The 13,267-nt window shown below is 66.6% G+C and carries 12 protein-coding genes, 1 tRNA gene and 1 pseudogene; 4 read left to right on the plus strand and 10 right to left on the minus strand.

The window, feature by feature from the left end:
- Positions 1 to 27 precede the first annotated feature (27 nt).
- Positions 28 to 426 (minus strand): annotated as a pseudogene (locus tag HWV07_RS20220) (DUF7858 family protein); the annotation flags it as partial.
- Between the two features lie 172 nt (positions 427 to 598).
- Between HWV07_RS20220 and HWV07_RS16235 the strand changes: the two are divergent.
- Entirely contained in the window at positions 599 to 1,468 is an 870-nt protein-coding gene (locus HWV07_RS16235) for a transcription initiation factor IIB (RefSeq protein WP_178335315.1), read from the plus strand.
- Here the strand turns inward: HWV07_RS16235 and HWV07_RS16240 are convergent.
- The 7 genes from HWV07_RS16240 to HWV07_RS16270 all read right to left on the minus strand — a co-directional run bounded on the left by HWV07_RS16240 (position 1,441) and on the right by HWV07_RS16270 (position 7,663).
- Positions 1,441 to 2,004, minus strand: coding sequence for a DUF7857 domain-containing protein (locus HWV07_RS16240; RefSeq protein WP_178335316.1), 564 nt, complete (start codon positions 2,002 to 2,004; stop codon positions 1,441 to 1,443). The two genes, HWV07_RS16235 and HWV07_RS16240, sit on opposite strands and share 28 nt — an antisense overlap.
- 29 nt (positions 2,005 to 2,033) lie before the next feature.
- A complete protein-coding gene (locus HWV07_RS16245; RefSeq protein WP_178335317.1) occupies positions 2,034 to 2,699 on the minus strand; it encodes a DUF7856 family protein in 666 nt (221 codons plus the stop codon).
- Positions 2,696 to 3,034, minus strand: coding sequence for a DUF7855 family protein (locus HWV07_RS16250; protein ID WP_178335318.1), 339 nt, complete (start codon positions 3,032 to 3,034; stop codon positions 2,696 to 2,698). The genes HWV07_RS16245 and HWV07_RS16250 overlap by 4 nt, the downstream gene beginning before the upstream one ends.
- A 39-nt stretch (positions 3,035 to 3,073) precedes the next feature.
- Entirely contained in the window at positions 3,074 to 3,328 is a 255-nt protein-coding gene (locus HWV07_RS16255; protein WP_178335319.1) for a DUF7854 family protein, read from the minus strand.
- A 4-nt stretch (positions 3,329 to 3,332) separates the two neighbouring features.
- Entirely contained in the window at positions 3,333 to 5,435 is a 2,103-nt protein-coding gene (locus HWV07_RS16260) for a minichromosome maintenance protein MCM (RefSeq protein ID WP_178335320.1), read from the minus strand.
- A 131-nt stretch (positions 5,436 to 5,566) separates the two neighbouring features.
- Entirely contained in the window at positions 5,567 to 6,718 is a 1,152-nt protein-coding gene (locus tag HWV07_RS16265; protein WP_178335321.1) for a trans-sulfuration enzyme family protein, read from the minus strand.
- Positions 6,719 to 6,895: 177 nt separating this feature from the next.
- Positions 6,896 to 7,663: a hypothetical protein gene (locus HWV07_RS16270; protein ID WP_178335322.1), complete on the minus strand. Its 768-nt coding sequence runs from the start codon at positions 7,661 to 7,663 to the stop codon at positions 6,896 to 6,898.
- A gap of 654 nt (positions 7,664 to 8,317) precedes the next feature.
- Between HWV07_RS16270 and HWV07_RS16275 the strand changes: the two genes are divergently transcribed.
- Positions 8,318 to 9,133, plus strand: a complete 816-nt coding sequence (locus HWV07_RS16275; RefSeq protein ID WP_178335323.1) for a helix-turn-helix transcriptional regulator — start codon at positions 8,318 to 8,320, stop codon at positions 9,131 to 9,133.
- Between the two features lie 384 nt (positions 9,134 to 9,517).
- Here the strand turns inward: HWV07_RS16275 and HWV07_RS16280 are convergent.
- Positions 9,518 to 9,590: transfer RNA gene (locus HWV07_RS16280), tRNA-Pro, on the minus strand.
- A gap of 86 nt (positions 9,591 to 9,676) precedes the next feature.
- Between HWV07_RS16280 and HWV07_RS16285 the strand changes: the two genes are divergently transcribed.
- Both HWV07_RS16285 and HWV07_RS16290 read left to right on the plus strand, forming a co-directional pair.
- Positions 9,677 to 9,964 carry a pro-sigmaK processing inhibitor BofA family protein gene (locus tag HWV07_RS16285; RefSeq protein WP_178335324.1) on the plus strand — a complete coding sequence of 96 codons (288 nt, stop codon included), beginning with the start codon at positions 9,677 to 9,679 and terminating at the stop codon, positions 9,962 to 9,964.
- 104 nt (positions 9,965 to 10,068) lie between these two features.
- On the plus strand, positions 10,069 to 11,196 hold the full coding sequence (locus HWV07_RS16290) for a YihY/virulence factor BrkB family protein (RefSeq protein WP_246279787.1): 1,128 nt from the start codon (positions 10,069 to 10,071) through the stop codon (positions 11,194 to 11,196).
- 28 nt (positions 11,197 to 11,224) lie between these two features.
- Here the strand turns inward: HWV07_RS16290 and HWV07_RS16295 are convergent, their stop codons facing one another.
- Complete coding sequence (locus tag HWV07_RS16295; protein ID WP_178335325.1) at positions 11,225 to 13,252, minus strand: DEAD/DEAH box helicase; 2,028 nt, start codon at positions 13,250 to 13,252, stop codon at positions 11,225 to 11,227.
- Positions 13,253 to 13,267: the final 15 nt, after the last annotated feature.

The raw sequence follows: 13,267 nt of genomic DNA on the forward strand, positions 1-13,267 counted from the left end.
TGCGACGACCGCTTCAGCGTCGGCGATCGGTTCGTGGGTCGCGACGTAGGCGCCGAGCGCGAACTCGTCGTCGCCGACGCCGATCAACCGTTTGGCCTCGGTCCGCGATATCTCGCCGGCCAGCCAGTCGTCGATGATCCGACCGCCGGTGGGCGTCAGGGGATCGACGGGCTCGCCGAGCAGGTGGAGCGCTTTCGCCGCCATCGTCTTCGGTAGTTCGGCCACGGCCGCCGCGCGACCGACGCTCGCCCCACCGACGTAGGCCTCCACCAGCGTCGCGGCGGCGTCGGCCGAACAGGGGAGCTCGTCGTCGAACCTCGACAGTCGGTCGGCCAGCGTCGCGTCCGTCTCGTCGCTCGTCGCGACGCTGCGCTCCCGCTGTTCGGTCGTCACCTCCAGTCCGGCGGCGATGTCCGACAGGGCCATACTCGCCCGTGGTCCCCCGTCCCTTGTTAAACCTAGTGGATGGTTAGAAATAATCTGGTAGCGATCGAGATAGAGCGTACCGGTTACCGGTACGCTCCTCGCCGATGGACCGGTTCGTTTCCGCCGCCGCTGCTCGTTTTTAAAGTATCATCCGGCCCCATCTCCACACGTGATGAGCACGAGCACGCGACGGGCCTGCCCCGAGTGCGAGGGGCGGCTGCGGAGCACCGGCACGGAGACGGTCTGCAGCGAGTGCGGTCTGGTGGTCGGCGAGGACGCCCTCGACCGAGGGCCGGAGTGGCGGTCGTTCGCGGACGACGACGGCAACCCGGAGCGCTGCGGGGCGCCGCTCACCCGATCGCGACACGACCGCGGACTGTCGACCGAGATCGGCCACTCCACGCGCCTGAAGGGACGGAAGCGGCGACGCGTGGCCCGCATGCGGCGGGAGCACAAGCGGGCGCGGATCGGGTCGAAGCGCGACCGCAACCAGGTCTACGGGTTCACGGAGATCCGGCGCGTGACGGGCCAGCTCGAACTCCCCGACGCGCTCCAGGAACGGGCCTGCGTCCTCTTCGAGTCCGCCCAGGACGAGAACCTCCTGCAGGGCCGTTCCATCGAGGGGTTCGCCGCGGCGGCGGTGTACGCGGTCTGCCGGACCGCCTCCGTCTCGCGGACGCTGGGGGAGATCGTCGGCGTCGCCGCCGCCGACGAGGCCGAACTGAAGGTCGCCTACGACGCGCTGAACCGCGACCTCGGATTGCCGACCGGCCCCATCGACCCCGCGGAGTACCTCGCCCGCTTCGCCTCGAAGCTCGACGTCCCGAGCGCGCTGGAGCGGCGGGCCCGCGAGCTCGCGACGGATGCCAGTGACGCCGGCATCACGACCGGCCGGAATCCCAGCGGTGTCGCCGCCGCCTGCCTCTACACGGTCGCCCGCGAGTCGAGCTACGACCTCACGCAGGAGGAGGCCGCCGACGTGGCCGGCGTCTCGACGGTCACGATCAGGAACACCTACCAGGACCTGCGGGACTCGGCCTGAGCCAGTCGGGCGAACGACTCGGTCGGGAGCTCCACCGACTCGATCCGCGCCGCGAGCCCGTCGGGAGCGACGTCCAGCCGCGACAGTACCCGACGGTCACGGGCGAGGTCCGCCGCCAGTTCTTCCACGGCCGCCAGTCCACCGACGGATGCGACCGCCCGGGTCGCCGACGGGAGGTCTTCGACCGCCTCCAGCCGTTCGGCGGTCTCGACCCGCTCTCGGACCCGGTCGAGCCAAGTTGCCATCCCCACCGGCAGTTCGGACTCCCGCACCGGCTCGGCGCGGACCAGCTCCGCGACCGGTTCCGCGGGCTCGACGGGCGTCGCGAAGCCGAAGGCGGTCGTCCCCGTCTCGACGGTCGCCGTCACGCCACTGTTGTCCCAGCCCTCAGCCGGACGGCCCTCCGCTCTCGGCGGCCACACCGGGCCGTCGAGCCGGCTCTCGACGCGAAGGCGGTGCGGCCGTTCGGCGGTCACCAGCAGTTCGACGAACGTCACGCCGTCGCCGCGGACGGTCTCGACGGTGAGCGTCGGCACGGCGGGTCTGGCGCCCCTTCCGTGAAAAGTTACAGCCTGTAGACGGGCGCCGACAGCCAGGCTTCGGCGTCCTTCCCGCTCTCGAACCGCCTGCAGGCCAGCACGACCGGCGTCCGGACGCGTCCCACCCGGATCAGCGCCAGCGCGGCCGTCACCGGAGCTGCGGCCTCGTAGCTCGATGCCCCCGAGCCGGGCGCCGCGCCGACGGCCTCGTCGACTGCCGGACGGACGGCCTCGATCAGTTCCTCCCGGGCCTGCCGCTCGAGGTTCGCCACCCGGTCCTCCAGCCGGAGACGCTCCTCGCGTTCGTCGCGGGCCTCGCGAGCCCGCCTCCGGGCGTCCGCCAGCGCCTCCGCTGCGGCGGCGCGCTCGGTCTCGGCCTCGGTGAGTTCCCGCACCGCGGCCCGGTAGGCCTCCTCGACCTCTCCGTCGTCGGTCGCCCGGAGCCGACCGCGGAGCGTCGCGACTCGCTCGCGCGTCTCGTCGATGTCGGCCTCGGCCTCGGCGACCCGACGTCGCGCCGCAGCCAGCGAGGGTACCGGCTCGCCGAGGTCGGCCAGCCGTTCCCGGGCGTCGCGTAGCTCCTCGTCGACCGACGTGGCGAATCCGCGGGAACGGGCGGCCGCGACCAGCGCCTCGCGGCGGTCGAGGGACGTGCCGGGTGCGACGACGCCGACGTGGTCGTGGAGGGTCACAGCTCCCGCGACTTGAGCTCCGCCGGCGACGGGTGCGGGGAGTCGACCGCGAACTTCGCGTACGCCGTGTTCGGGTCCGACCGGCCCTCGTAGGCCGTCGCCGCCTCGCGGACGGCGTCGGGGACCGTTCGGAACTCGTTGAACGGTTCGGTCCGCTCGACCTGCACGTCGTCGGGGTGCTTCTCGCGGAGCCGCAGCGCCAGGAACGCGCCGTGGTGGCTCTCCGCCAGCAGCGCCGCCCGCCCGAACCGGCGGACGACGCTCTCCTCGTGGGTCCGGCAGACGTTCCGCAGCGAGGTCCGGGCGGCCTGCGAGTACGTGACGACCAGCAGCACGCGCTATTCGTCGACGTATTCAGGAGTAAAATTAACGGTTCAGTCCAGCTTTTCGACCGTCGGCGCCTCGGCGTCGGTCAGTTCCCGGACGCGCTCTCTGGCCTCCCGCTCGGAGGCGGCGACCACGACTGCGCCGTCGTCGGCCCTGTAGGCCGCGAGGTCGCCGTCGAACTCTGTCGCGAAGGTCCGGACCGTCGCCCGCACCTGCCGTTCGCAGTCTGCCAGGTCGGTCTCGCCGGCCTCGAGGTCGGCCAGCGCGTCCTCGATCTGCCGGAGCGCGGCGATGCGGTCCATCGCGCTAGATCATCCGGACGAACCCGTTCTGGGGCTCGTAGATGTCGCCGCGCTTCTTGAACTCGGAGATGCGGTGCTCGGCCTTCGACTCGTCGACGCCGGCCTCCTGGGCCCGCTCGACGACGGCGTCGACCGGGGCGCCGGGCTCGTCCTCGTACTCCTCCTGCAGCTCCTCGATGATGTTGAGCAGGGTCTTCGCGCGGTCGCGCTGGCTCTTCGACTGGCCGGTCTCGACGACGTCGGCGTCGAACTCGCCGGTCTCGGGGTCGACGCCGATGTCCTGCAGGCAGGACCTGACGATCTCGATGACGCGCTCGGAGTCCTCCTGCTCGACGGTGTCGGAGAGGCGCATCCGCGCGGAGGCCTCCGAGAGCCGCACGAGGGCCTCGAGCTTCCGGGCGGTGACCGGGACCGGCGCGTCGTCGTCCTGGCCCTTCGCACGCAGGTCGACGTAGAAGTCCCGGATGGCCTCCTTGGCCTCCTCGGTCATCGTCGGGAAGCAGTTCCGCTTGGCGTAGGCGATGTACTTCCGGAGGAACTCGGCGTCGATGTCGGGCTCGACGTTGCCGGTGACGTTGTCGACCTCCTCCTGGGTGACGTTGGAGGTGGCGTTGTTCTGCCGGTGGGTGTGCAGCTCGCCGGCGTAGTTCGTGTTGATGATGTGCTCGGCGAGGTTGGCGTCCTTCTCCTGGTCGGGCTGGTCGGTGACCGTGAAGATGAGGTCGAACCGGGAGATGAGCGCCGGCTCGAGGTCGATCTGCTCGCCGATGGGCTCGTACTGGTCGAAGCGGCCGTACTTCGGGTTGGCTGCGCCGAGCAGCGAGCACCTCGATTTGAGGGTCGCGTTGATGCCGGCCTTCGAGACGGAGATGGACTGCTGCTCGAGGGCCTCGTGCATCGCCGAGCGGTCCTCCGGCCGCATCTTGTCCAGCTCGTCGACCGCCGCGATGCCCTGGTCGGCCAGGACGAGCGCCCCCGCCTCCAGCGTCCACTGCTGGCCGTCGCCGAAGTCGTCGCGGACGGCCGCCGCCGTGAGACCGGCCGAGGACGACCCCTTGCCGGAGGTGTAGACGGAGCGCGGCGCGATGTTCCGGATGTACTGCAGCATCGCGGACTTCCCGGTACCCGGGTCGCCGATGAGGAGCATGTGGAGGTCCCCGCGGATGCGGGAGCCGTCCGGCAGATGTTTGGTCACGCCGGAGAACAGCTGGAGCATCATCGCGAGCTTCTCCTGCTCGTAGCCGTAGATGGAGGGCGCGATGGAGTTGACCATCTGCTCGTAGATGTCGTCGGCCCCGGAGAGCTCGATGATCTCCTTCTTGTCCTGGTCGGTGATGTCCATGTCCTCGAACTGCTCGTCCTCGATCTCCACCGAGAGGCCGTCCATGTAGACGTCGAAGATGGGGGACTTCTCCTGGTTGCTCTCCTGCTGGTCGAGGTGGAGGATGCCGGTCACCCGGACGTGGTCGCCGGCGGTCACCTCGCCGGTGATGTCGTCCTCGATGTGGACGTCGATGCTCTGGGGCGTCTCGCCGCCGCGCAGTCCCTCCGGGGACTCCTGGACGCGAAGCTTCTGGGCGTCGACGAACTCCGACTGGTCGAAGTTGATGTTGAACGGTCCCTGCCGCTCGCAGCCCTGGCACTCGTGGGGCTCGTGGAACTCTCCGGAGGTCTGGGGGATGCGGCTGAGCGTCCCGCATCGCTGGCACTCGAAGGCCGCCTCGGTGATCTTCGGCCGGACGTCGGTGGCCTTCCGGACGATGCCGCTGACGGCGACCAGCTGGCCGCGGTGGCGCGCGCGGATGTCACGGATGCCGGTCGACTCCTGGAGGTTCTGGACGCGGACGTGGGCCTGCCCGAGCTTGACGTCGACCGGGAGGTCGTACAGCCGGAGGGCCTCCTCGGCGTAGTCGCGCATCTGCTCGGGCTGGGCGACGAAGTCGTCGGCGAGGTCGGGGTCGAAGCGGTAGAGTTCGTCCCAGTCGACGTACAGCGAGCGCTGCTCGTTGGGGTACCGCTGGGCGAGTTCACCGATCTCGTTCCGGTAGTAGTCGCGGTAGAACTGCTCGAACTTGTCGATGACCTCGGTGTTCTCCGCGCGCGCCATTTGATTACCAGACCTTGGCGCGCCGCCGGTTAAGAAGTTTGCCACCCGGAGCGGAAGTGAAGTCGGCGTCCCGACGCCTGCTGGCGATTATCCGGGAGGTCTCGACTCAATCGCCCGCCGCCGTCCGGGAGCTACAGCTTCCCGAGGGCGGCCTCGAGGTCGGCCACGAGATCGTCGGGGTCCTCGAGGCCGATCGGCGCTCTGACGAGCGACTCGGAGATGCCCGCGGCCCGCCGCTCCTCGTCCGTGAGGTTGCCGGCCGACATCGACGCGGTGTGCTCGATCAGCGACTCGACGCCGCCGAGACTGACCGCGACGTCGAACACCTCCAGCTCCTCGAGGAACGCCCGCGTCTCCGCGGCGTCGGCGTCGACCTCGAAGGACACCACCCCGCCGTAGCCGTCCATCTGCTCGGCGGCGAGGTCGTGCTGGGGGTGGCCCTCCAGGCCGGGGTAGTGGACGGTCCTGACCTCCGGGTGGTCGGCGAGGAACGCCGCGACCGCGGTGGCGTTCGACTGGTGGCGGCGCATCCGCAGCGGCAGCGTCTTGAGCCCCCGCTGCAGGAGGAAGCAGTCGAACGGCGCCAGCACCGCGCCGAAGCCCCGCTCCTGGACGAACCGGAACTGCTCGACGAGCGCGTCGTCGTCGGTGCAGATGGCGCCACCCATCGAGTCGCTGTGGCCGTTCAGGAACTTCGTCGTGCTGTAGACGGCGACGTCGGCGCCGAGTTCCAGCGGCCGCTGGACGGCCGGCGTGCTGAAGGTGTTGTCCACCGCCAGCGTCGCGTCGCCCTCGTCGGCCACCTTCGCGACGGCCTCGACGTCACAGAGTCGCAACAGCGGGTTCGTCGGCGACTCGACCCACACCAGCCGCGTCTCCGGGCGCATCGCGCTCGCGACGTTCCCGGCGTCGGTGGCGTCGACGTAGGTGACCTCGACGCCCTGTCCGGCGAGGAGGTCGTCGAACATCGCCTTCGTCCCGCCGAACAGCGACTCGAAGGCGACGACGTGGTCGCCCGGCGACAGCAGGCCGAAGCAGACCGTCGAGATGGCCGCCATCCCCGAGGACAGCGCCAGCCCGTGGTCGGCGCCCTCCAGCCGCGCCAGCTTCGACTCGACGGCCGCCCGCGTCGGGTTCCCGAACCGGGTGTACTTGTACTCGCCCTCACTCGACGGCCCCATCTCGAACGTCGTCGAGAGGTGCAGTGGCCTCACGACGTCGCCGGTGGCCGAGGGCTCGGCCGCCGGGTCGTTGCACGCCCGCGTCTCGAAACCGTAGTCCATGTGGACTCACTCGCGGGGCGCCGTCCTGAAAGTCCGGGTCGAAGCACAGACGATCAGGGAGATTCGCGCGGGACTCCACGTGCGCTCACCAGTATAGATAATGTACGTTTCTGCATCCGGATATTGACGTTCGTCGCTCACTTACCGGTTTGATAAAATAGAGAGTCAGAATGAACGTCAAACGTTCTCAGCACATCGGTGGTCGTTCTCGTAGGAATCGCCGACGATTCTGAAGCCGACGAGTTTTTGGCCGGCATCGACGCTGTGCTTGTAGACTGGCGTGTCGTGGCCGTACTGTCCGGGGATCTTCGTTAGCTCGTCCTTCTCTATCGTGATCTCTTCCCAGGTCCCGTCAACGTTGACTTCTGCATCCGTTTCGTCAACGGGGAACTCCTCGAAGGCGGACCAAACTTCGCTACACCCCTTGAATTCCACGTCGTCGACCTCAACTGGCGGTAGCACCTCGATCGCACAGTCATCGTACTTCACGAAGCTCCGTCCGTGACTCGTATCCGTCTCACCTGGATGCGGGCAGAAAGGCCCCGGAGAAACGGGCCTCTCCGTCGCACTCAACCTGAGGGTGTACATTCCTCCACTACTGTTCTCCGGAACAGTCGACTCCATCTGGAAGTGTCGATGCTCGCCCAACGAGAGATTCGATTGTCTCTCCTCTCCGACCTTCGTCCACTCGTTCCCGTCGGGCGAGATAGCTGTGACAAAACAGGCTTCTGTCCCATGTCCCGACTGGAAGTGGACTTTTATCTCGAAGGACTCACCAGCTATGACTTCGTCGGGACACCCCTCTCCTTCATCGTCTATCGCTAAGTCTGCGACATGATGCGCGCTCGCGAGACCGGACGACGCACCGACTGTGACGGCACTCGCGCCGACCCCTTTCAGAATCGTACGTCTATCTATCCGTTTTCTCCCGTATTCCTTCCCCATATTTCATCTGTGGCACGAGGCCACACTCGTACTTGTGCGCGGTTTTGTTTTGCGCCACCGGATGGGATTCTGCTCGCGCGTCAGCCTCCCCTATTAAGCTTATCTACTGAAAATTCGCCCAAGTTCCTAACTGACCATCGACTACTGGTGCATGCGTTGAGAAACAACCCTCTTCCGATGATTCAGTCTCCACAAGCGGCAGGCTGTGCTCAGACAACTCTTGATAGTTACACTAAATCAAGTAAATCCACTTCACTCACTCCCAAAATCGCGTCACACTTCGGGCAAATCCACGTCGCGGCCGCTATCCCTCGTCCCGCACCCTCTGGAGTGGTGTCGGGGTCAATCACTGGGCATACCTGCTCTCTACAGGCCGGACACATAGCCATGATGAGAACCCTGTTGGCTGTTTGAACGTCCCTCGGTCACTATGTGGACGATCGAACTCCTCCATCGTTACGTCACTGACTGGGAGTTTCGTCTCGGGATGAGCGAGAGATAAATACGTTTTCCTGTCTATCTATCGTGCCCCTCAGTTGGGGCTTCCTACAAGTTAGCACATATCTCTGTTGTTCCCTCAGTCATACAGAAATCACCTGTGGAATACCTATATTCGGGTAGTTACGGTATCTGTCCCTCCAGGTGGGGATGTCCATGGAGGTAACAGACGCCGCACTAGAGATCGTGGATCTCCTGGGTCGCCGCTGGGAGATTCTGATGTGTTTGGTTGAGGAACCGTGTGACAAGCGCACACTCATCGACGAGCTAGATATTCCCCGGTCGACGCTCGATAGAGCGGTTCGGGAACTCGAGGCGGTCGAACTCCTCACGTACACAGAAGGGGAATATGCAGTTACCTCAAAAGGAGAATACCTGGTGTACAGTTTCTCTACCTTCCTTGAACGGACAGAGCAGACACTAGAACTGGAATCGTTCCTCCAGTGGATGTCGATCGACGAATTCAGTCTCGATCTCCGTCACCTAGAGGATTCGAAATTGTTCTTGCCGGAGTCGCACGACCCCTATGCTATGGTCAACCAGCACGTCAAGGCGCTCGAGAAGGCGAACACGTTTCGGGGGCTGCTTCCCGTGGTCGGGCTTCACGCCTTCGAAATGGGCTACGAACAGGTGGTAGAGCGAGGGGCTCGACACGAGGTAATCACCGAACCAGGAGTCATCGAGACGCTGCAATCGGACGAGTCCTACACATCGATGTACCAAGAACTCCACAAGATCGACCGGTTTGACGTCTTTGTATACGAGGGCTCGATCCCGTACTTCGTTGGCGTGTTCGACGACGAGACGGTGCAGATCGGTGTCGACGAGGGGGGAGAACCGCGAGCACTCCTCGAGACCGACTGCCCGGAAATCCGGACGTGGGCACACGAAACGATCGATGAGTACGAGCAGCAAGCCACCCGAGTTTTCCCGAACGCCCTACAATCTGTTCAGCCCACGAACGGTGTCTGAAACACCGCGGCCCACTCCCCGCATTCATGGTGGTGGGCATTCCAGCGGTGTGACTAGCACACTATCTCATGATTTCCGTTCTTGTCGGGAAGGGGATAGATGAAATCCGATTGTCCTATTTAGACTGGAGCATCGGCCGCGGCCTTCACGTTGTTGGATTTCCTACCTGAAGGCCGGACTCGTCAACGATGTCCGGAGCAGTCTCCTGTATGGGAAATTAATGGAGGAGATCATTATCCTCCTCGCTATCTATCTCCTCCCTGTAACCGCCGTCATGAGTAGGGCATCCTCCACCACCTTATCGACACCGCCGACTACCCCGCCAACGTGGTTGTCGAGGAATGCGGTCACTCGTCTATGCACAGTGGAACCGCAACAAATGAGTGGGACCGCCCGAATTTGAATCGGGGTTACAGCGTCCCAAACGCTGAAGGATACCAAGCTACCCCACGGTCCCTCGTCTCGACGTATCGCGCCCCCGCGTGAAAACGTTTCGCTCCGAGTCCCAAGGGCTATACCGCCGCTCCGACTACCGGTTCGCAGATGGTCACGACCACGGAACTGGCGTTGCTCGTCCTCGTGCTGGCGCTGTTGCTCGGCGCCTACCGCATCATCAAGGTCGTGAAGCCGTTCATCGTCAACGCGGTCGTCGGCCTCCTCGTGCTGCTGGGCGCCACGTACCTCGGGTTGGGCGTCGCGATCACCCCGATGGCCGTGCTGGTCTGTGCCCTCGGCGGCGTCCCGGGGGCGATACTGGTGATAATCCTCGCGTACCTCGACATCGCCTTCGCGGCGTCGGTCGCGCCGCTGGCCGGCCTCGCGGTCGCCTGACCCGGCGCCGACGCACCGGTCGGAGGCCGGTCCCGTCGCCGAGAACATATCGAAAACCCAACTGGTCAGTGGCCGTTTTCCGCCCCGCGGCCGAATTACGTCGTGTGCTATCCAACACGATTCGGACCGCCAAGCAGGTCGGCACCGAGTTCTCCGAGAAGAACGTGACGTTCATGGCGGCCGGGATCGCCTACAACGCGTTCATCTCGCTGGCGCCGCTGCTGCTCGTCCTGCTGGTGGCGCTGTCGTTGCTCGGCGGCGGGCTCGAACAGCGGATCATCGAGATGGCCAACTCCGGGTTACCGGGGCCGATCGCCGACGTCGTCGCCGACGTCTTCGAGGACGGCGACGGCGCGTCCGGCGCCTCCGCGATCGGGCTGGTCGTCCTCGTCTGGGGGACGCTGAAGATCTTCCGCGGCCTCGATACCGCGTTCTCGGAGATCTACGAGACGACCGGGGAGAACTCCTTCGTCGACCAGATCGTCGACGGGTTGGTCGTCGGCGCGGCGATCCTCGTCGCCGTCTTCGCGACGGTGGGGGTCACCGCCGTCTTCGCGCGCCTCGAGGGCATCATCCCGTACATCGGAGCGGTGACGCCGCTGGTCCTGGTCGCGGGACTCGTCGTCGCGTTCTTCCCGATGTACTACCGGTTCCCCGACGTCGACCTCACGTGGCGCAGCGTCCTGCCCGGCGTCGTCTTCGCGGCCGTCGGCTGGGCCGTCTTCCAGTCGCTGTTCCAGGTGTACCTCCAGTTCTCGGGCGGCGACTCGGGGAGCTTCTTCGGCGGCGTCGTCGTCGTCATCACCTGGCTGTACTTCTCGGGGCTCGTCCTGCTGCTCGGCGCGGTCATCAACGCCGTCGTCGGCGACCACTCCTCCGGTCGGGCGGGCGGCGTCGGCCAGAGCGCCACCAGCTACCAGACGGAACGGGAGACGGAACTGAGCCGCCGGGAGGTCTCGGAGTACCTCGAGACGCTCCGGGAGGACCTCGTCGGCGGCCCTCGAGGCGCGCGGCGGCGCGAAGAGGACGGCGGTCACCGGCCCTACCCGCTGCCGGCGGACCGTGTCACGGTCGTCGAGCAGTCCAGACGGGACGGCGACGACGACGCCTACTCCGTCTCCCTGCGCTGGGACGGCGCCGAAGAGCGGACGGGCGACCGCGGACGTTCCAGCCCCGAAGACGCCGACGAGCCCTGGTGGGCCGCGGGTCGTTCGAGCCCCGGTGACGACTGACCGGGCGGCCGACGACTGACCGCCGCCGTCAGTACTCGTCGCGGAGTTCGATCTCCGCGACGATCTCGTAGGGGTCGGCGCCCTTGCGGATGGCGTCGAGCATCGCGAACGCCTCGTCGGGTTCGAGGAAGTACTCGGTGACCGCTCGACCGAGCGGCGTCGGCTCGAAGCCGTCGATGAACCCGTACTCCAAGAGCTTGCCGACGGCGTGCTTCGTCGGCACCTCCCCGACCATGCGGTCGTTGAGCACCTTCGCGCGCTTGCCCGCGACGGTGACGTTCGCCAGCGTCTCCTCGACGGCGGCGTCCTCGTCGTAGGGCGTGATGACCGGCTCCATCTCGCCCTTCAGGAGCTTGAACGCCACCTCGTCCTCGCTCATCTCCATGGAGTTGTGGTAGGTGCAGTCGGGCTCCACGAGCAGGTAGACGGTCCCCTCGTCGTGGTAGTCCGGGCGGCCCGCGCGGCCGAGCATCTGCTCGAACTCCTGGACGGAGAGCCACTCGATGCCCATCGCCAGCGAGTCGAAGACGACCTGCGAGGCCGGGAAGTCGACGCCGGCCGCGAGGGCGGCGGTGGTGACGACGGCCGCGAGGTCCTGGTCGCCGAACTGCCGCTCGACGCGCTTGCGCTGGCCGTAGTCGAGGCCGGCGTGGTACGGCGCGGAGTCGTAGTCCAGGCGCCGCGAGATCTCGTGGCAGCGCCGTCGGGAGTTCGTGAAGACGATGGTCTGGCCGCGGTACCCCTTCGAGGACTTCGCGTCGAAGGCCCGCCTGACGAGCTTGTTCTCGACGTCGATCTTCTCGGAGCCGCCGGCGAAGGTGACGTGGCGCTCGATGGGGACCGGCCGCTCCTCGAACTCGATGAGCTGGGCGTCGAGCTGGCCGGCCAGTTCGCTGGCGTTGCCGACGGTCGCCGAGAGGTACACCCACTGGGTGTCGTCGTCGTTCGTCTCGCAGTAGTGCTTCAGCCGCGAGATGAGGCCGTCGAGGCGGTGGCCCCGCTCCTCCTCGCCGAGGTTGTGCACCTCGTCGATGACGACCGTCCCGATGTCGCCGAGGTCCTTGCCGGTCCGCAGGGCGTGGTCGATGCCCTCGTAGGTGCCGACGATGACGTCGGCGCCGGGGTCGAAGTGGTTGCCGTTGTCGCGGATGCGCGAGGCGCCGACCCGGAGGGTGACGTCGAGCAGGTCGCCGTAGTCCTCCTGGAAGTCCTCGTGCTTCTGGTTGGCGAGGGCGACCAGCGGGACGAGGAAGAGCAGCTTCCCCTCGCCCTTCAGCGCGCGGTCGACGCCCGCCAGCTCGCCGACGAGCGTCTTCCCGGTCGCCGTCGCCGAGACGACCAGCTGGTCGCGGCCCTCCAGCAGCCCGTTGTCGACGGCGAGGCTCTGGACCGGCAGGAGGGTGTCGAACTTCTGGACGGACTCCTTGAGGTCGCGGTGGACGTCGAGCTCGCTCGTCGAGACCAGCTCGATGTCGTCGGTGGTGGCGCTGATCTCGTCGAACTTCGTGAGGTCGGGGTCGAGCTGGCCCGACAGGAGGTTCGCGACCCGCTCGAGGTCGCCGACCTCCAGCAGCAGCTCCTCGAGGCGGTCTCGGGCGCCCGACTGCAAGCCGCGGTAGTTCGCCTCCCGCTCGAGTTCGCGCTTCGCGCAGTCCGGGCAGATGTGCTCGTCGTCGTTCTTGATCGCCGTCTCGGCGGTCAGCGGCGAGTACCGGCCCTTGTTCGCGCAGATCCGGCAGGTCCGGACCTGCTTGGCGTCGAGCTGGTAGCCGTCCAGCATCGCCTCCAGTTCCTCCCGGCCCCGCCGGGAGGTCTGCTCGGAGATGCGGATGCGCTTCGAGCGGCGCAGCATCTCGACGAACTGCTCGGGGCGGCGCGGCACCTCGTCGTCGCCGTCCTTCACGCGGAACCGGCCGGGCCGGGGGCCGGCGCTCGTCTGCTTCGTCGTCAGTCGACCGCGGAGCAGTCGCTCGCCGTCGCGGCGGACGACGACCGTGTAGTCGTCGCCGGCCTCGTGGAGGAACAGCGTGTCGACGTCGGCGACCTGCTTTGACACGGGCGTCCGTAGCCG

The organism is Natronomonas salina (genome assembly GCF_013391105.1).
Classification (GTDB): Archaea; Halobacteriota; Halobacteria; order Halobacteriales; family Haloarculaceae; genus Natronomonas; species Natronomonas salina.

Excerpts from the sequence above, each read along its gene's own strand:
- HWV07_RS16235 (WP_178335315.1), top strand. The coding sequence starts at position 599 with ATGAGCACGAGCACGCGACGGGCCTGCCCCGAGTGCGAGGGGCGGCTG.
- HWV07_RS16255 (WP_178335319.1), bottom strand. The coding sequence starts at position 3,328 with ATGGACCGCATCGCCGCGCTCCGGCAGATCGAGGACGCGCTGGCCGAC.
- HWV07_RS16260 (WP_178335320.1), bottom strand. The coding sequence starts at position 5,435 with ATGGCGCGCGCGGAGAACACCGAGGTCATCGACAAGTTCGAGCAGTTC.
- HWV07_RS16265 (WP_178335321.1), bottom strand. The coding sequence starts at position 6,718 with ATGGACTACGGTTTCGAGACGCGGGCGTGCAACGACCCGGCGGCCGAG.
- HWV07_RS16270 (WP_178335322.1), bottom strand. The coding sequence starts at position 7,663 with ATGGGGAAGGAATACGGGAGAAAACGGATAGATAGACGTACGATTCTG.
- HWV07_RS16275 (WP_178335323.1), top strand. The coding sequence starts at position 8,318 with ATGGAGGTAACAGACGCCGCACTAGAGATCGTGGATCTCCTGGGTCGC.
- HWV07_RS16285 (WP_178335324.1), top strand. The coding sequence starts at position 9,677 with ATGGTCACGACCACGGAACTGGCGTTGCTCGTCCTCGTGCTGGCGCTG.